Source organism: Prauserella salsuginis, assembly GCF_024648885.1.
GTDB lineage: Bacteria > Actinomycetota > Actinomycetes > Mycobacteriales > Pseudonocardiaceae > Prauserella > Prauserella salsuginis.
On the sequence record NZ_JANBBF010000010.1, the window covers coordinates 211,230 to 228,289 of the forward strand.

The following is a 17,060-nucleotide window of genomic DNA, read 5'->3' on the forward strand; positions in this document are numbered from 1 at the left end:
CATTCTCCGTCTCCCGGGCTCGCTGTGCCGGCGAAACCGGAGGTCGACGTTCTGCACCGCATTACCCGCGTCTATGCCGCCATCGGGATACTCGTTCCCGTATTCGGCCTCGTCACCGGTGCCAGCCTCGGTGTCCTCGGTGACGCGTGGCTCATCGCGTCCATGATCCTCACCGCCACGGCGGCGGTCATCCTCATCGCCGTCATCCTGCCCGCCCAGCGTCGCACCCTCACAGCCCTCGACCACGCCGGAGCGCCGAGGGTCAACGGTCCCGACAACGAAGCCCCTGACCGCATCAGCTGCCGCCTCGCGATGCATACCGGAGTCTTCAATGTCCTTTGGGCGGTGGTGGTCATCCTCATGATCTATCGTCCTGGATCGACCACAGGAGTCGGGCTGTGAACCCGCGTCAGTCCCTCCACCTGGTCGGTACCATCGAACTAGCGACGCTGGTCGCGTTGCCGCTGAACATGGCCACCGTTCATCTACCGGCCCTTCTCCACGGCCTTGCATACACCGTGACCGTCATCGTCGCGGTCCTCCTCATGAACGGACGCAACGGCCGTCGGTGCGGCGACCGGGTGATAATCCGCTGTATCACCCGGCGACCCTGTCGGGGGTCGCCGCTACCGTGGCGGCCATGACCGAGCCCGACGATAGACTTGGGGTGTGTCAATCAACGCGGAACGCGCAGTGCGTCGTTCGGGCAGTGGCTACCGTGCTCGGTGGGAGGGGCACAACTCCGCGCGAGAGAAGTTGATCCTGCGGGCGGCGGTGGAGCTGCTCGAGGAAAGTTCCCCGGGCGCGGATATTGCGGTGCAGCAGGTCGCGAAGCGGGCGGGTTTGGCCAAGTCCGTGGTGTATCGACGGTTCAGTGATCGTGAAGATCTGGACCGTCGAGTCAGGTCGTATCTGGTTGAGGACTTTGCGGCCATGCTGGATGCGGAGCTAAACATCTCAGAGGGTTCGGTCGAGGAGATCCTCACCCGATCCATTCAGTCTGTCGCGGAGTGGATGTCGGAGCATCCGCGGCTGCACGAGTTCCTGCGCAACGGCCCGACCGCCGACGAGGCCAATACGGACGCGGTCAGCAGCCTGAAGGCCAGAATGGTCGGCAAGGCGCGCGAGATCATCGGGTCCATAGCGAAATCGATCGAAGTCGATGAAGGCGCCTTCAGATCATTGAGCACGGCCGTCGTTACGATGGTGGAGGGCACGCTGACCCAATGGGTCCGCGATCCGAACCCGGACACGAACCAATCGGAGGTCGTCGCTGATCTCGCGACGTATGCCTGGTACGTGCTTGATGGCGCTCTTCAGTCCGCGGGGTTCATCATCGACCCGACGGCCGAACTCGTCACGGTCATCAATCAGCTGCCCGGCCCCGCCAGCGACGACGCTGTCACGAGGTGAGAACGCGTCGGCGTTGCTCAGCGAGGGTTGAGAGCTCGTCGTTGCTCGTTGCGGGTGCGGCCAGGTAGCCCGCGTTGAAGTCGGCGACCAGTTCGGTCACGGTTTCCAATGCGCAGGACTTGTTGTTGCCGATGAAGCCGCTCGGGCCGCGCTTGATCCATCCGGTGACGAACGTACCCGGCGAAGCGTCGCCGGTTTCGGGATGGAGCACCCGGCCACGCTCGTTCGGCACGACACGGGCCGCCTCGTCAAATGGCAGGCCGGACAGCGGCGTCCCCCGGTATCCGATCGAGGTCAGCACCAGCCCGGCGTCCATGACCTCGAGCTCTCCGGTCGATTTGACGCGCGCGACGTCGTCGGCCGCGTCGACGAGTTCGTTGCGTTCGAACTCGACCCCGTCGACATGGGCACCTCCGGTGATTCGGACCGGGGACAGCAGGTAGCGCAGCTCGATGCGCCGCGCCGTGTTCGTAGCAGGCGAGAGGCCGCGCAGCACTGTGAGCTTGTGATCCATAGCGTCGGCGAGGGCTAGTTCTTCTGATCGGGCGGTGAGTTCGACGCCGGGAGTCGAGCGGAGTCCAACCAGCTCGGGCAGTGTGAAGGCCGACTGGGCAGGCCCGCGCCGACCGGCGAGCACGACTTCCTCGATCCCGCTGCCGCGCAACGCGTGCAGCGCGGCCGGGGAAATGTCGGTCTCGGTGAGGGTGTCCGGGTCGACGGTGAGGATCCGGGCGACGTCGAGGGCGACGTTGCCGTTGCCGATCACCACGGCACGGCGGTGCGACAGGTCGAACGTGCGGTCGGTGAACTCCGGGTGGCCGTTGTACCAGGCGACGAACTCGGTCGCGGAGGCCGCGCCGGGCAAGTCGATGCCGGGTATGTCGAGCTTGCGGTCGGACGAGGCGCCCACAGCGTAGATGACCGCGTGGTGGTGAGCGAGCAACTCGTCGTGGGTGAGGTGTTTGCCGATCTCGACGCCGCAGAACAGACTCAGCCCGTCCTGGTCACGGATGCGGTCGAACTGGTCGCTGACCTTTCTGGTGCGTTGATGGTCGGGTGCCACGCCCCACCGGGCCAGCCCGTACGGCTGGGACAGCCGCTCGAACACGTTGACCCGCGCGCCCGGAATGGTCAGGATCTCATCGGCCGCGTACATGCCCGCGGGCCCGGACCCGACAACGGCGACCCGCAGCGATTCGGGCCGGTCGCGCACCGTCAATGGTGGTACAACCGGCGCCAGTATCGGGTATTCCCGTGGGCTGCGGTAGAAGTCGCTGTTGATCGAGAGGAAGTCCTGTTCCTCGTCGGTGAGTTTTGTGTGCGGCTTGATCGCGTCCACCGGGCACGCCGACACGCACGCACCGCAGTCGACACACGTCGCCGGGTCGATGTAGAGCATCTCCGCCGAGGTGAAGTCGGGCTCGTCCGGAGTCGGATGGATGCAGTTGACCGGGCACGCCAACACACACGACGCGTCGCTGCAGCACGACTGGGTGACAACGTGCGGCATCAGCCCACCCGCCGCGCGTCACGAGACGGCTCGCCGCGATAGCGCGAAGGCTTCCCGTCGATGTGCAGGCGCTTCCACAGCTGCCTGCTGATCGGGTTCATCAAGCCGAGGTCGGTGGCGAGCTTGCGCATGTCACCGAAGTAGCTACTCAGAATCGCCCGGGAATGCTCGCTACGCCAGAACGCCTCCCGAAACACCTCGCGCGGGATACCGAACTGACGGGCGAACGAGCGCGGCGGCGTCATGATCTCACCCGCGAGCCACCGCATCGCCAGCGGGAACGCCAGCGCACACACCGCCTTGCCCGCCGGGCCCATCTTCTCGATATGCACCCGCAGGAAATCGCCGCCGAAGGAGATGTGCCGCGCTTCCTCGGCGATGTGGATCTGCATCACGCGCAGCACCGCCGGGGGCATGTTCGCGCCCTCGCGGATGACGGCCTTCTGGAAGTGATCAATCGGTTCCTCACCCGCCAGGATGCCGATGAACAGGATCACGTGCGCGTAGCCACCGGCCACCCCGATCAGCGGCGACATCCTCCGAAACCACGGCCGCATCCCGGGAACGTCGACACCGATCCGATTGACCAGCTCCTGAAACATCTGGATGTGGTTGCATTCCTCGGTCATCTCATGCAGGCAGTAGCGAAACTCCGCTGACCCGTTGGGCAGCTTGAAGATGTACTGCATCATCCCGCGGATCAGGATGCTCTCGAACGCGGAACCGACCTTGAGCGAGTTGGCCAGCCGCCACTTGCCGATCTCGATCTGCCGATCCAGCGGCAGATCCCGATACCACTGGGTCGCACCCAGCGGATCGATATCGGCCGAAAGCACCCAGCGCCGGTCGTGCGGGTCGATGGCGTACTCCGGCGCGTCCCAGTCGATGTCCTGGAACGGATCAAAACTCTGGTGCACCGACCCCTCAGACAAGGTCGCCAGCAGATCGCGATACTCCTGGTCGAACGGATCAACCCCAGTCGACGACGACAACGTCACCGATACCTCCTCGTCATGACAGCCCCTACCCGATTGCCGATGCGATCCGGGCCCATTCGAAGCCAAATTTACTGGGACACACCGTCCCGGGCAAGGCCCCAGGGCGGGTGGGGTCTCGATCGGGAGTACGGGCCGTGAGCAGGGCGGTGCGTCGGTAGCCCGAGCCTGACGCCACCTCGCCGCAGCGCGCGCGGCCCGCGGCGGGCTTGTTGAACCACGTCGCCAGCTGCGGTGGCCATGGTCGGCCTCTGTCTGTCAAGCTGCCGGTCGGGTCTGGGGTTCGCGCGACAGCCCTGCGGATGCCCGCCTCGATTCGCTGGGGTTGGGCGGGCACCCGCAGGCCCGGTCACCGGTGTCGTTACTGCAGCGCGGTTCGCAGCGCGTCGATCGCGAGGTGGCGGGCGACGTTGGCGGCACGGGTGTCGCGCAGGCTGTCCAGGAGCAGGAAGTCATGGACCATGCCGGCGACGCGGACCGAGGTGACGTCGACGCCGGCTTCGCGCAGCTTGTTGGCGTACTGTTCGCCCTCGTCACGCAGGACGTCGGCCTCGTCGGTGATGACGAGCGTGGTGGGCAGGCCCTTGAGGTCGTCCAGGGACGTCTGCAACGGTGAGGCGTATTTCTCGGCACGTTGGGCGGGGTCGGTGGTGTATTGGTCCCAGAACCACTTCATGCCCTCGCGCGTGAGGTAGTACCCCTCGGCGAACTGGATGTAGGAGGGCGTGTCGAAATCGGCGTTGGTCACCGGGTACAGCAGCACCTGGGCCTTGAGGTCGATGCCGCCTCGGTCCTTGTTCATCAGGGCGAACACCGTCGACATGCAGCCGCCGACCGACTCGCCGGTGACCGCGATGCGAGTGGTGTCCAGGTCGTAATCGGCGCCGTGTTGCTGCACCCACCGGCCCACGGCGTAGTTCTGCTCGACTTGGGTGGGGTACCCCTTCTCCGGCGCGCGATCGTAGACCGGGAACACACCTGCGGCGCCGGCGCCGACGGCCAGTTCACGGAAGAGGCGGTCGTGGGTCTTGTCGTCCCCGAAGACCCAGCCGGCACCGTGGATGTAGAACACCACCGGCAGCGGACCGGTCATGCCTTTGGGCCGGATGATGCGGGTGGGGACGGTGCCCCATTGGCCGGCGTCCACGTCCACCCACTGCTCGTCCACATCCGGACGTGGCACACCTTCGCCACTTTGCAGGTCGAGCAGGATCTGCCGACCCTGTTCCGGTGGCACCTCGTAGATGCGGGGACGCGGATCGGTCGCTTCGGCCAGTTCCCTCGCGGCTGGTTCGAGGTACGGGGTCATGGGAGCTGGAATCTCGGTCATCGTTCTCTCCCTCGGCGATGGCATTGTTTCTCCGGCGGAAGCCCGGGGTCGCGCCGGTGGTTCTGGGGCCTACTCCTTTCCCGAGACCTCCTTTCCCGAGACATCGGTGATGATTCGGCGCGCGAGCGCGGCCGACGAGCCAGGGTTCTGTCCGGTGTAGAGGTTGCGATCGACGACCACCTTGGACTTCAGCGGCAGACCGGACGTGTAGTGCGCTCCTGCCGCTTTGAGCCGGTCTTCGAGCAACCACTTCGCTTTCCACGCGAACGGGTTGAGCCGCTCCTCGGCATTCGACAGACCGGTCATCGCGTAGCCGGCGAACGGCCAGCTGCCGTCGGCGTTCCGGGCGGCCAACGCTGCCGCCGGGGCGTGGCAGAGCAGCGCGAGCGGCCGGCCCGAGGCAAGCCGTTTCGTCAGCAGGGCACCGGAGTCTCCGTCGACGGCGAGGTCCTCCATCGGTCCGTGCCCGCCGGAATAGAAGACGGCGTCGAAGTCATCGGGGTCCATCCCGGACAGATCTGCCGGGTCGTTCAACACGGGCGCGAGCCGGTCGAGTTGTGCTCTCAGCTTCTTGGCCGCGTGGGGTAGCACGCCGCCTTTGATCCCGAGGCTCAGCTTGTCGACGACCGGCTGCACACCGGCGGGCGTGGCGACAGTGACCTCCCACCCGGCTTCGCCGAACAGCGTGTAGGGGACGACGAACTCCTCCGCCCAGAAGCCGGTCGGGTGCTGTGTTCCGTCCTTGAGCGTCCACACTCTGGCGGCCGAAACCACCTGCAAAACCCTGGTCATCGCGAAACTCCTCGGCGGCTGTCGGCTACGTCGGTGGCTGTCGGCTGCGCTGTCCCGGTCAGGCCGCGCTGGGGACCGAGTACGGCACGGGCATGTGCAGGGCGAGCTGGCCTTCGGTGATCACGTCCAGGCGAATCGTGCGGATCGGCTCCAGCGAGCGCAGGTCATCGGTCATCCGCCCCTTGCCGAGTCGCAGGTCGACACCGCGAGGCAGGACTGCACTCCCGGCCGAGAGCACATTGGTCTGGCTCAAGGTCGAATGCCACGCGCCGGCGATAGAGGTGTAGGAGGTGAGGGTCGACACGCGCTCGCCACTGGGGTAGCGGGTCTGCGCGGGGGTCGGTGCGGAGAACGCGACATCGGTCTCGCCGGAGTCGCCCACCACGCGCGCGGCGGCGCGGCGGGTGTCGATGTCGACGTCGAGCTCGGTCACCCATTTCGGGAAGCCGTAGCCGTCGTGGCCGCGAACCTGGGCGATGTCGGTGTTGACCGGCAGCGACAGCACGTAGGTGTCCAGGTGGTCGTTCTTCAGGGCTGCGGCGAGATCGACGGCGCCAAGCCGTCCGTGTCGGGCCGGGCGCACGGCGACGCCGACGGCGGCCTCGGTGTAGAAGTCGATGTCACACACCTCGTAGCGAAAGAAGATCACCGATGCCAATCCGACGCCCGGCACGACTTCCAGCGGCGCCAGTTCTCGGGGCAGCCGGGCGCGGATCGCACGCGAACGGGCAAGCATCGTCAGTCGCGCCGAGGACATGCGGTAGTAGAAGTTCGGAGTCAGGGTCGAACCGATCGGCGAGTCGACCCTCGTCTTGGGCAGACGCCGGAAGAAATCCACGCCGCTGACCCGGGAATCGCGAGCGACCTCGTCGAGATCGGTGTCCATCCGGTACCGATCGAACAAGCCGCCCTTCGGAACCGTGACCCTGCGGCCACCCAGGTCGACCTCGACCGTCTCCTGATGTGTCGCTGACATCGCGAATTGCCCCTCACCTCAATGTATACAGTGCTCACATAGCCTAACCCGAAAATGTAAGCACCGTCAACACAAGGCTGGCCCCTTGACTCCTCCAATGCAAACCGGCCCTCCGGTACAAGCCGACCCTTCAGCGGGAATCAGCCCTCGGACGTAAGCCGACCTTTCGACGTGGGCGCAACCGCATGCCGTGCCGCCTGCCAGCGGGTTGGCCGTCTTCACCACTGCTGCGAGAGCACCCGAGTACGCCCGGCAGGGCGCGATATCCGTTCGAACTTCCCGAGGGGTCGGTCTCGGCCCGGCCGAGCTATTCGAGACATGGCGCGCTGTCCGAGGGACATGGCGTTCTGTCCGCTAGATGCCACATGTTGACACTGCTTACTCCTGCCGGCTAATGTATGCACTGTAAACATCGGTCGGCGGGAGCTTCGCTCCGGACGGAGGGGTCATGAAGGCAGTCACGATCACGGAACCCGGCGGACCCGAAGTCCTGGAATGGATGGAGGTCGATGATCCGGTGCCGGCCGGCGGGGAGGTCGTCGTCGACGTGGTGGCCAGCGCACTGAACCGCGCGGACGTCATGCAGCGGATGGGGCTCTACCCCGTGCCGGCGGGCGCGTCGCCGTATCCGGGACTCGAGGTGTCGGGACGCATCAGCGCCCTCGGCGAGGGGGTGACCGGCTGGCAGGTCGGCGACGAGGTCTGCGCGCTGTTGACGGGAGGTGGCTATGCGGAGAAGGTCGCCGTGCCCGCGGGGCAGCTGCTGACGGTGCCGCACGGCGTCGGGTTGATCGAGGCGGCAGCCTTGCCGGAAGCGGTCGCCACGGTGTGGTCCAACCTCGTCCTGACCGCCGAGCTGCAGGAGGGTGACACCTTCCTCGTGCACGGCGGCACCGGGGGTGTCGGCACCACGGCGATCCAGATCGCCAAGGCGCTGGGCGCGCGTGTCGTCACGACCGCCGGTGGCTCCGAGAAGGCCGATCGGGCTCGTGAACTCGGCGCCGACGTGGCGATCGACTACCGCACTCAGGACTTCGTCGAGCACGGCCCCTACGACGTCATCCTGGACGTGGTCGGCGGCCAGTACCTCGGACGCAACGTCAACGCCTTGGCCGCTGACGGACGCCTGGTCGTCATCGGGCTACAGGATGGGCTCACGGCGGAACTCAACCTCGCCGAGCTCGTGTTCAAACGTGCCTCCGTGCACGGCACGACGTTGCGCACCCGCCCGCCGGAACAGAAGGCGGCCATCGTGGCCGATGTCCAGAACACCGTCTGGCCGATGGTCGAGAGTGGAGCCGTCCGACTCGTGGTCGACCGGGTTCTTCCCATGGCGGAGGCCGGTGAGGCTCATCGGCTGATGGAAACGAGCCAGCACATTGGCAAAATCCTGCTGGTGACCGGCTAGCCTCTAGCGTGCCGACCGGTCGCGAATCGGTTGATCTTCCATGAGGTCGAGCCGATGCCAGGCATCCTCGCACTCGGCCAGTGCAGCGCGGACTCCCTCGGTGTCGGAAGCGGCGATCTCGGCGGCGATGGCGTGCGCGGTGGTCAAAGCTGCCGCCATCGACGGGAAGAGTGAGGAACCTTCGCTGGGAACGATCACGACGTGGTCACCGGCGGCCGCCAGAGGCGTGGAGTGCCGGTCGGTGATAACACAGATCGTGGCGCCACGGTCCTTCGCGAGCCGGGTGGCCTCGAGGATCTCCCGCGGCAGGCGCCAGACGTTGACGACCAGGAGACAGTCGCCCGGGCCGAGCTTGAGGATCTGATTGACGCGGACGGTGCCGCCCGTGCCGTCACACGTGATGTCGATCCGCATGAAACTGGCCATGTGGGCGAGCACGATGCCGGGTGCCAGGAAGCTGCCGGACGCGATGATCAAGGTGCGTCCGGACCGGCGAATCGTGTCGGCCACCGCGCGGATGGTCTCGACGTCCACGGTTCGGGCCGCGAGGGCGACGTTGTCGGCGTCCTGCTGAAAAGCCGACTGCACCGGGTCACCCGCGGAATCCGCGTGCTCGGTGAGGACTTCGCTTGCAGCGAGGCCTCCCAGGTACCGGTTGCGGAGCTCGAGCTGGAGATGGGACCAACCGCTGAATCCCAGTCCCTGAGCCGTGCGCGTGACCGTCGAGATGTTCACGCCTGCTCGGTCGGCAAGGTCGCGCGCGGTGGCGTACGACGCGAACCGGGGCTGTGAGTTCAGCACCTGGACGACCCGTGACGCCTGCGCTCCCAGCGGGTTCTGCCGAACGAACTCATCGATCCAGGTTTCAACGGACATCGATACCTACTCTAAGCGGTCCCGGTGGCAGCGGAGGCATGGCGCAACGATCGTTGCGCAACAACTATTGCAAATCTCTTGTTGTGCATCTTACTGTTGCATCGATCGTGTGGTGACCACCACGTGCGGCCGACAAGGGAAGTACCAGATGACCAGGTTGTTGCTCACCGATGCGCACGTCCTCAACCCGGAGACGGGGGATCTTTCCGACAGCTCATGGATCGAGGTGGCCGACGGCCGCATCGCGGATGTCGGCACCGGGCGGGCGCCCGCAGCGCCCGACGACGTGCCGGTCCTGCGGCTCGCCGGGGCCACCGTGTTGCCCGGCCTGATCGATGCGCACGTGCACGCAATACTGACCTCGGCCGACGCCCACGCGGTGGCGGGCTGGTCGCCCTCCTATCGGACCGCCAGGGCCACGTCGGGGCTGGCCGCCATGCTCGAACGTGGATTCACCACTGTGCGCGACACCGGAGGTGCCGACCACGGTCTGGCACAGGCGGTGGAGGAAGGGATCGTCACCGGCCCCCGGATCGTGTACGGCGGCAGCGCCATCAGTCAAACCGGCGGACACGGCGACTTCCGTACCCGCGACGAGGACTCGGTTCCGTGTTGTCAGACCAAGGTCGGCGGGGGCCGGATCGCCGACGGTGTCGGTGAGGTGCGGCGTGCCACCCGTGATGAGCTGCGCAAGGGTGCCAGCCACATCAAGATCATGCTCTCGGGCGGGGTGGCCTCACCGAACGACGAGGTGAGCGCCGTGCAGTACTCCGAGGAGGAAATCCGGGCCTTCGTGGAGGAGGCGACGAACGCCAACCGGTACGTCACCGGGCACGCGTACCACGCACGGGCGATCAACCGAGGTCTGGCGAACGGTGTGCGGTGCATCGAACACGGCAACCTGTTGGACGACTCCAGCGTCGAACTGTTCCTGGAGCACGACGCATGGCTGGTGCCCACTCTGATCACCTACGACCGCCTTGCCGCGGACGGGCCGAAGTACGGTCTTCCGCCCGGCTCTCATCGCAAGGTCTACGACGTGCTCGACGCGGGCCTCGGCGCGCTGGAGCGGGCACATCGAGCCGGGGTCAACCTGGCCTACGGCACCGATCTACTCGGTGCGATGGGCACCTACCAGCTCCACGAATTCCGCGTCCGCGGACAGGTCCAGCCCGCCGCCGACGTCGTCCGGTCGGCGACGGTCGACGCCGCCCGCCTGCTCGGGATGGAGGGCGAGGTCGGCGTGATCGCCCGCGGTGCCCACGCCGATCTCCTCGTCGTCGACGGAAACCCGCTGGAGGACCTGGAGGTCCTCGTCAACGCGGCCGACACCCACCGTTACGTCATCCAGGGCGGCCGGGTCGTCGTGGGCCGGCGCCCCTGATCTCCAGCTGAAACCCGGCCAGGGCGATATCGATCTCGGGCCGATCCGGGACCTCGGAGGAACAGTGCAGACAATTCATCTTGCCATTCTCATCGGCTACCTCGTTGTGATGCTCCTGATCGGCGCCTACTTCTCCCGATCGAGCCGGGTCAGCACCGGCGACGATTTCATCTTCGCCGGGCGTGCCCTCCCGCGGCCCGTCCTGATCGGTACGTTGCTGGCCACCTGGGTCGGGTCCGGAACGATCGTCGGCGGCGCGAACTTCGCCTACAACTACGGACCACTCGCGGCGTTCCTGTTCTCCGCCGCCACTCCGCTCGGCATCGTGGTGCTCTACTTCGCCGCCGCCAAGATCCGCGCCTTGTCCACCTACACCGTGCCGGAGCTGCTGGAGGCGCGCTACGGCGTCGGAGTACGCATGCTGGGCGCGGTGGTCATCCTGCTCGCCTACGTCGGCATCACGGCCTACCAGTTCATCGGCGGCGGGCACATCATCAGCCTGCTGACGCCGCTGTCGCAGACGCAGGCCACCCTCCTGGTGGCCGGCGTCGTCACCTTCCTCGCCGTGGGTGGTGGCCTGCTCAGTGTGGCCTGGACCGATGCTGCCTCGGCTTTGCTGATCGTGGTGGCGCTGCTGGTCAGCGTGCCGATCGTGATCTCCCAAATCGGATCTCCCGCCGACTATTGGGATCAGCTTTCCGCGTCGTCGCAATCGCTGACCGGCGGTCTTTCCACGATGCAGTTGCTCGGGTACTTCCTGCCGCTGTTCTTGCTGATTCTCGCGGACCAGAACCTCTACCAGCGGTTGACCGCCGCGCGCGACCAGGGCACCGCGCGAAGCTCGACGGCCGGCTTCTTCTTCGGCGCGTTCGTCGTCATGATCCCGGTCGGAATCCTGGCGTCGGCTGCTTCGGTCCTGCTCCCTGACCTGGAGACCGGGGACACCGCGGTCCTCTCCCTCGCCTCCGAGGGGTTCGTGCCGACCGTGATCGGCGGGATGGTCCTGGCCGGAGCACTGGCTTTCATCGTCACCACCGGAACCTCGTTCATGCTCTCGGTCGCCGGCAACGTGGTCTACGACTTCTACGTACGGCACGTTTCCCGGGAAGTCTCGGACAAGGCGCGACTGAAGCTCCACCGGCTGACGGTCCTCGGCATCGCGGTGCTGGCCTACCTGCTGGGAAGCTTCTTCCCGAGCGTCCTGGAACTGCAGATCCACTCGTACACGATCTACGGCGTGGCCGTCACTCCGGCGGTCCTCGCCGTGCTCTTCTGGCCGCGGGTGACCAAGGTGGGCGCGTTGGCCAGCATGGTCGTCGGTACGGCCGCGGTGCTGATCTGGGAGTTTGCGCTGGACAAGCCGCACGACTGGAACTCGGTGCTCATCGCGTTGCCGCTTTCCGTGCTCGCGCTCGTGGCCGGGAGTCTCACGAGCAGGCCGCCGGCGGTCGAGCCGGTACCCGACGACAGCGCGAACAGCCGGTGAACGAACGCCGGTGGGTGAGGCCACACGTCGCTGGCCGAGTCGCTCGCTGACGCGATGAGATTCATGCCGGCGTCCGGAGAGTGACTCGTCCGCTCCGAGCACACCGATGGGCGCACGGGCGACGGAGCGCGCGACCCCCAAGCGGTGTCGGGCTCAGTCCGCATCGCCGGTGGCGCCGCCGGCGATGCGGGGAATCGCGAGGACGGCGTCGAACGCGGAACGCACCCGTGCCGCGACCTCCTCGGGCGATGCGGCCGCGAACTTTCCGTCCAGATGGAGGAAGGCCAGGCCGTGCGCCAAGCTCCACAGTGCGGTGCCGAGGGTCGGAGCGTCGGCGTCCGGAAAGACGTTGCCCACCGCGCCTGCGAGCAGTTCATGCAGCTCCGCGGCGGCTTGCACACGTTGATCGTTCGTGTCGTCGCATTCGTTGCCGAACATGAGCCGGAACACCGCGGGCCGGCTGAGTGCGAAGGAGACGTAGGTCACGGCGTTCTCGGCAAGGTCGGTAGCCGACGAGGGGGCATCACGACCTTCGGTCAGCGCCGCCTTCAAGTCGTGGAACCCCTCGACCGCCACCGCGGACTCCAGCGCCTCGCGATCCGCGAAGTGGCGGTAGGGCGCCGTGGGCGAGACGCCGGCACGGCGCGCCACGGCGCGCATCGAGAAGGGCTCGCCCTGTTCCAGCATCTGCACCGCGGCCTCCAGCAGGGCGGCTCGCAGGTCGCCGTGGTGATAGCCACTCTTGCCCGAAGTTGACACTGCTAACTTCTCCTCCTATTGTCATGTGAGCACTGTAAACATACCGGATAGCCTGGAGAATGTCATGCCACCCGCACTTTTCAGCTCTTTGACGCTGCCGAACGGCTCGGTCATCCCGAACCGCCTGGCGAAAGCGGCCTTGGAAGAGAGCATGGCCGGAGCCGGGCAACTGCCGGACGAGCAGCTGCACACGCTCTACCGCCGTTGGAGCCGGGGCGGCGCCGGACTCCTCATCACCGGGAACGTGATGGTCCACGCCGAAGCGCTCACCGGCCCCGCCGGGGTCGTCCTCGACGCGAGTTCCCCGCTGGAACCGTTCTGCGAATGGGCACTAGCCGCGAAAAGTGGTGGGTCACAGGTGTGGATGCAGATCAATCACCCCGGCCGCCAGGTGATGGCCAACATGCCAGGAGTGGCGTGGAGCCCGTCGGCGATCAAGGTCGACGTCGGTAAGCAGAGCAAGCGGCTGGCGGAACCTGTCGAGATGACTCCGGAACAGATCGAGGCGACCGTCGAGCGGTTCGCCGAGACCGCACGACGAGCCGAGCTGGCCGGATTCGACGGCGTCGAGATCCATGCCGCACACGGCTATCTGCTCTCGCAGTTCCTTTCCCCACTGGTGAACAAGCGCACCGACCGATGGGGAGGAACACTGCAGAATCGCGCACGCATCCTGCTCGACATCGTCCGCGCGATCCGGGCGACCGTCGCCCACTCGTTCGCCGTCGCCGTGAAGCTGAACTCGGCCGACTTCCAGCGCGGCGGGTTCGACGCCTCCGACGCCGGTGCGGTCATCGAGATGTTGCGCCCACTCGGCGTCGATTTGGTCGAGCTGTCCGGCGGCAGTTACGAGAGCCCCGCGATGTCGGGTCGCTCCGCCGACGAACGGACTCTGGCTCGTGAGGCGTACTTCCTCGACCTCGCCGAAGAGCTCGCGCGCACCAGTTCGCTCCCGCTGATGCTCACCGGCGGAATCGTCCGCCGGCCGGTCGCCGAGGACGTGCTCGCCGGTGGCGTCGATCTCGTCGGCATGGGCACGGCGCTTGCCGTGGACCCCGACCTGCCGAACAAGTGGCGGCACAGCGACGAAGCCACCGTCGAACTCACACCGGTCAAGATCAAGGACAAGGCACTGGCATCGGCCGCAGGCATGGCGCGAGTCCGTGAACAGCTGCGGCGCCTCGGTACCGGCCGGTCGACGCGCCCGAGTGTCCACCCGGTCCTCGCCTTCGCCCGCGAATCCGCCCGGGAGCGGCGCGCCCTACGTCGTTACCGCAACTGGCTCAACGACAGGACCCGCGGGACTTCCGACGATCCGGCTCGACTCCCGGACGCGGAGGCCATGCACCGGTAGGCGGTTTGACACTCTCGGCCAGATGGTCCAATACCGTGGATATCGGACCATAGGAAGTTCGGGAACACCGCCTGTCGGCGATCGGCATTCGGATTGCAATCCCCCGGCGATACCAGTGTCGAAACTTCGCCGATTCGCGGTGCTGTTCCAGCTCGGTGGTCGGATCTACGCGCGGGCACGTCGCCGCGCCGTGGAACCCAACGTGCGCGCGTGGACCACGAGCGTGACAACGGTGAGTAGACCGGCGGCGGTGGTTCGCGGTTCTGCGGTGGGGTATCCGGTGATGGGTAGGAAGGTGATGGCTTCGGGGACCAGGTTCTGGACCAGGCCCGAGCCGTACCAGGTCACGACGGCCAGAGCGCCGGCCCAGAGCGGGCCGACAAACGGGGCCACGAGTTGGATAAGGGCGGCGAGGGCCAGCACGTTGGTGACGGCGAACAGCCAGTCGGTTCGCCCGGCCACGTGGGGGATGACGGCTGCTGCACACAACACCGGTAGCGCAACACCGGCCAGAGCTGTCGTGGTGGCGACAAGGCGGGCGCGGTGTCCACCAGCGGCGCGCTCCCATTCCCAGAGCCGCGGGCCGGTGATGATGGCGACGACCGTGGCGCAGGCGATGCCGCACAGGTCGGAGATCACGAGTTCGTTCGGCCTGGCCGGCGACAGGTCGATTCGCAGGGTCCAGGTGCCGGCCAGGTAGGTGATCGCGGCCAGGGCAGCCGTGGCCATGAGGGCCCGGTGGGCGGCCCTGGTCGCGAGGATGATGCGGATCATGTGGAGGGCAGGTCCTTGTCGGTGAGGGTGCAGCCTTCCAGTTGGGCGCGGTGGTTGTGGATCCACTGCTTCACTCGACGTTCGTTCATGTTTGCGAAGGCGCCTGTGCTGCGTCCGGTGCGCAAGTAGGTTTCCAGGCCCCTGTAGACCGCGAATGTGTCCTCGTGCGGTCCGGTTGCAGGGCAGGAGTGGAAGCCCAACAGTGTGGCGGTCAGTCCGGAGGAGAGGGTGTCGACGCTGCCGTCGGCCTTGAGCGGGGCGATCAGGGTGCCGTTGGTCGTGGGGCCGCCCATGGGATGGCTGGGAAGTAAGCCCTGGTCCCAGATCTTCGTGAAGGCGGCGGGTTTGGTGCCGTATCGGTCGAGGACGGGGTCGAACGCAGCGACGAGCTGATCGAGACGTGCAGCGTGGCCGGAATGGACGCAGTACTCGATGCCGCGTTGGGTCAGGCACGAGCGTTGCGGGGCAGGGTCGGCGACGTAGGTTGCGGGCGCGGCGGCGAACGCCGGGATGACACCCACGATCACTGCAGGCATGAGGCACCCGGCCACGATGGCAGCGTGGCGTGCCGGTGCGCGTCGCCCGCGGGCATTCCATCGTAAGAAGGCCGCTGCCGTGCCAGCGCATGCGGTGGCGACGGTCAGGAAGAATACGGTCCGGAACAAGGCGAGGGTGAGCGGTTCGCTCTCACCGAGCAGTGGTTCGTAGCTCAGTTGCGGGACGTACGGTGCCGCCGCGTTGGCGCCGTAGACGGCGACGGCATCCAGCAAGTAAGCGCCCACCGCCACGAGCGGCACCGCAACGGTCGACCCAGTGACGGTGCCCACCGCGTAGCCGACGGCCGTCGCGGCGGCGATCGCCACGAGGCCGGATGCGATCACCTGCAGGTCGGGCCCGCCAGGTGGACCGGCCAGGGCCGTCAGCACGGTCAGCGGCAACATGCCCACGGCATAGGCACCGACATACCAAGCGGTCAGTATGCCCAGATGACGAGCGATCACCGCACCGCCCAGGCGGCGAGCGTAGGGCTGGACCCACACGTGGCTCGATCGGTTGAGCCGGGTCGCCCACAGCGTCGCGGCTGCTGCGGCCATGGGGCCGGCGAGCCGGAATTGTTGGTGCCATTGCGCGTCGGTCAACGACCAGTGCAGATACGGCCACGACCACATTTGCCCGGTCCCAACCAGGGCAACCAGCAGTACCGCAGCGGCAGGGGCCAGAACATACAGCGGATGCAGGGGCCAGAACAGGCGTCGCGGGCTCATCGGTCGTCTCCCAGGGTGTCCATGAACGTGCGATACCCGCGTTCGAGGGCCGACTCCAGCCCGCCACCGGGATGCTCGGGCCGGGCCAGCGCGGAGGTGAGCTCATCGACTGTGCCGTCGAACGCGATGGTTCCTCCGGCCAAAACGCCGACCCGATGACAGAGGAACTGCACGTCGTCCAACACATGCGTGGACAACAGCACCGTGCGTTTGCCCCCGAGCGCAGCCAGCACTTCGCGCACGCGCAGACGCTGGCTGGGATCCAACCCGACCGTGGGTTCGTCCAACACGAGCACGTCGGGGTCGTGGGCCAGACCTGCTGCCACACCCAGGCGTTGCCGCTGCCCGCCGGAGAGCGTGCGCACCCGCTCATGGGACCGGTCGCCGAGGTCAACGGCCTCCAACGCGCGCTGAGCCGCCGGTGCGGTCGCGCGCCGGTCCACGCCGTTGAGCCACGCCGCATAGCTGATGGTGTCGACCAACCGCATCTCGCCCGGCGTGGTGAAACGCTGCGGTACGAAGCCCACCCGAGGTGTCTCGGACGATCCTCCCAGCGACACGTGACCAGATCGCGGGCGGCGCATGCCGACGAGAATGGACATGAGCGTCGACTTTCCCGCTCCATTTTCCCCCAGCAGGCCGGTCACCCCGGGGACGATGCACCAGGTGACATCGCGCAGCACCTGCTTGCGGCCGTAGCGAAAACTGACAGAATCTAATCGAACCTCGACCATGAGA

The 17,060-nt window shown here is 66.8% G+C and carries 16 protein-coding genes; 6 read left to right on the top strand and 10 right to left on the bottom strand.

Translation table 11 applies throughout. The annotated features are described in order from the left end of the window. The first annotated feature begins 24 nt into the window (after positions 1-24). Positions 25-402, top strand: coding sequence for a hypothetical protein (locus LY40_RS12195; RefSeq protein WP_258936901.1), 378 nt, complete (start codon positions 25-27; stop codon positions 400-402). Between the two features lie 267 nt (positions 403-669). After that, positions 670-1,413 carry a TetR/AcrR family transcriptional regulator gene (locus tag LY40_RS12200; RefSeq protein ID WP_258936902.1) on the top strand — a complete coding sequence of 248 codons (744 nt, stop codon included), beginning with the start codon at positions 670-672 and terminating at the stop codon, positions 1,411-1,413. Here the strand turns inward: LY40_RS12200 and LY40_RS12205 are convergent. From LY40_RS12205 to LY40_RS12225, 5 genes are all read right to left on the bottom strand, one after another. After that, complete coding sequence (locus LY40_RS12205) at positions 1,403-2,923, bottom strand: FAD-dependent oxidoreductase (protein WP_258936903.1); 1,521 nt, start codon at positions 2,921-2,923, stop codon at positions 1,403-1,405. The two genes, LY40_RS12200 and LY40_RS12205, sit on opposite strands and share 11 nt — an antisense overlap. After that, positions 2,923-3,921, bottom strand: a complete 999-nt coding sequence (locus LY40_RS12210) for an AurF N-oxygenase family protein (RefSeq protein ID WP_221213489.1) — start codon at positions 3,919-3,921, stop codon at positions 2,923-2,925. The genes LY40_RS12205 and LY40_RS12210 overlap by 1 nt, the downstream gene beginning before the upstream one ends. 358 nt (positions 3,922-4,279) lie before the next feature. Beyond that, complete coding sequence (locus tag LY40_RS12215; protein WP_258936904.1) at positions 4,280-5,248, bottom strand: alpha/beta hydrolase; 969 nt, start codon at positions 5,246-5,248, stop codon at positions 4,280-4,282. Positions 5,249-5,317: 69 nt separating this feature from the next. Next, positions 5,318-6,040, bottom strand: a complete 723-nt coding sequence (locus tag LY40_RS12220; protein WP_258936905.1) for a type 1 glutamine amidotransferase domain-containing protein — start codon at positions 6,038-6,040, stop codon at positions 5,318-5,320. Positions 6,041-6,098: 58 nt separating this feature from the next. Then, on the bottom strand, positions 6,099-7,016 hold the full coding sequence (locus tag LY40_RS12225) for an acetoacetate decarboxylase family protein (RefSeq protein WP_258936906.1): 918 nt from the start codon (positions 7,014-7,016) through the stop codon (positions 6,099-6,101). A gap of 448 nt (positions 7,017-7,464) precedes the next feature. Here LY40_RS12225 and LY40_RS12230 point away from each other — a divergent pair, with 448 nt between their 5' ends. After that, positions 7,465-8,424 (top strand): NAD(P)H-quinone oxidoreductase, encoded by a 960-nt coding sequence (locus tag LY40_RS12230; RefSeq protein ID WP_258936907.1) that lies wholly within the window; start codon positions 7,465-7,467, stop codon positions 8,422-8,424. 3 nt (positions 8,425-8,427) lie between these two features. Here LY40_RS12230 and LY40_RS12235 read toward each other — a convergent pair whose 3' ends face one another. After that, entirely contained in the window at positions 8,428-9,300 is an 873-nt protein-coding gene (locus LY40_RS12235; protein ID WP_258936908.1) for a MurR/RpiR family transcriptional regulator, read from the bottom strand. 148 nt (positions 9,301-9,448) lie between these two features. Between LY40_RS12235 and LY40_RS12240 the strand changes: the two genes are divergently transcribed. Continuing rightward, positions 9,449-10,684: a metal-dependent hydrolase family protein gene (locus LY40_RS12240; RefSeq protein ID WP_258936909.1), complete on the top strand. Its 1,236-nt coding sequence runs from the start codon at positions 9,449-9,451 to the stop codon at positions 10,682-10,684. 64 nt (positions 10,685-10,748) lie between these two features. Then, a complete protein-coding gene (locus LY40_RS12245) occupies positions 10,749-12,170 on the top strand; it encodes a sodium:solute symporter family protein (RefSeq protein WP_258936910.1) in 1,422 nt (473 codons plus the stop codon). A gap of 153 nt (positions 12,171-12,323) precedes the next feature. Here the strand turns inward: LY40_RS12245 and LY40_RS12250 are convergent, their stop codons facing one another. After that, the gene (locus tag LY40_RS12250; RefSeq protein ID WP_258936911.1) at positions 12,324-12,929 is read right to left on the bottom strand and encodes a TetR/AcrR family transcriptional regulator; all 606 of its coding nucleotides are present in this window, start codon (positions 12,927-12,929) and stop codon (positions 12,324-12,326) included. Between the two features lie 64 nt (positions 12,930-12,993). On the opposite strand from LY40_RS12250, the gene LY40_RS12255 reads away from it, so the two are divergent. After that, positions 12,994-14,283, top strand: a complete 1,290-nt coding sequence (locus LY40_RS12255; RefSeq protein ID WP_258936912.1) for an NADH:flavin oxidoreductase/NADH oxidase family protein — start codon at positions 12,994-12,996, stop codon at positions 14,281-14,283. 165 nt (positions 14,284-14,448) lie between these two features. Here the strand turns inward: LY40_RS12255 and LY40_RS12260 are convergent, their stop codons facing one another. From LY40_RS12260 to LY40_RS12270, 3 genes are read right to left on the bottom strand one after another with little or no spacing between them, the layout of a single operon-like run. Continuing rightward, positions 14,449-15,057 (bottom strand): hypothetical protein, encoded by a 609-nt coding sequence (locus LY40_RS12260; protein WP_258936913.1) that lies wholly within the window; start codon positions 15,055-15,057, stop codon positions 14,449-14,451. After that, the gene (locus LY40_RS12265) at positions 15,054-16,322 is read right to left on the bottom strand and encodes a hypothetical protein (RefSeq protein ID WP_258936914.1); all 1,269 of its coding nucleotides are present in this window, start codon (positions 16,320-16,322) and stop codon (positions 15,054-15,056) included. Before LY40_RS12265 ends, LY40_RS12260 begins: the two co-directional genes overlap by 4 nt. After that, a complete protein-coding gene (locus LY40_RS12270) occupies positions 16,319-17,056 on the bottom strand; it encodes an ABC transporter ATP-binding protein (RefSeq protein ID WP_258936915.1) in 738 nt (245 codons plus the stop codon). The genes LY40_RS12265 and LY40_RS12270 overlap by 4 nt, the downstream gene beginning before the upstream one ends. Between the last annotated feature and the right edge of the window lie 4 nt (positions 17,057-17,060).

Bases quoted from the DNA above. Each gene is read 5' to 3' on its own strand.
- LY40_RS12205 (WP_258936903.1), bottom strand. From the start codon at position 2,923: ATGCCGCACGTTGTCACCCAGTCGTGCTGCAGCGACGCGTCGTGTGTG.
- LY40_RS12220 (WP_258936905.1), bottom strand. From the start codon at position 6,040: ATGACCAGGGTTTTGCAGGTGGTTTCGGCCGCCAGAGTGTGGACGCTC.
- LY40_RS12240 (WP_258936909.1), top strand. From the start codon at position 9,449: ATGACCAGGTTGTTGCTCACCGATGCGCACGTCCTCAACCCGGAGACG.
- LY40_RS12265 (WP_258936914.1), bottom strand. From the start codon at position 16,322: ATGAGCCCGCGACGCCTGTTCTGGCCCCTGCATCCGCTGTATGTTCTG.
- LY40_RS12270 (WP_258936915.1), bottom strand. From the start codon at position 17,056: ATGGTCGAGGTTCGATTAGATTCTGTCAGTTTTCGCTACGGCCGCAAG.
- LY40_RS12260 (WP_258936913.1), bottom strand. From the start codon at position 15,057: ATGATCCGCATCATCCTCGCGACCAGGGCCGCCCACCGGGCCCTCATG.
- LY40_RS12235 (WP_258936908.1), bottom strand. From the start codon at position 9,300: ATGTCCGTTGAAACCTGGATCGATGAGTTCGTTCGGCAGAACCCGCTG.
- LY40_RS12225 (WP_258936906.1), bottom strand. From the start codon at position 7,016: ATGTCAGCGACACATCAGGAGACGGTCGAGGTCGACCTGGGTGGCCGC.
- LY40_RS12215 (WP_258936904.1), bottom strand. From the start codon at position 5,248: ATGACCGAGATTCCAGCTCCCATGACCCCGTACCTCGAACCAGCCGCG.
- LY40_RS12255 (WP_258936912.1), top strand. From the start codon at position 12,994: ATGCCACCCGCACTTTTCAGCTCTTTGACGCTGCCGAACGGCTCGGTC.
- LY40_RS12230 (WP_258936907.1), top strand. From the start codon at position 7,465: ATGAAGGCAGTCACGATCACGGAACCCGGCGGACCCGAAGTCCTGGAA.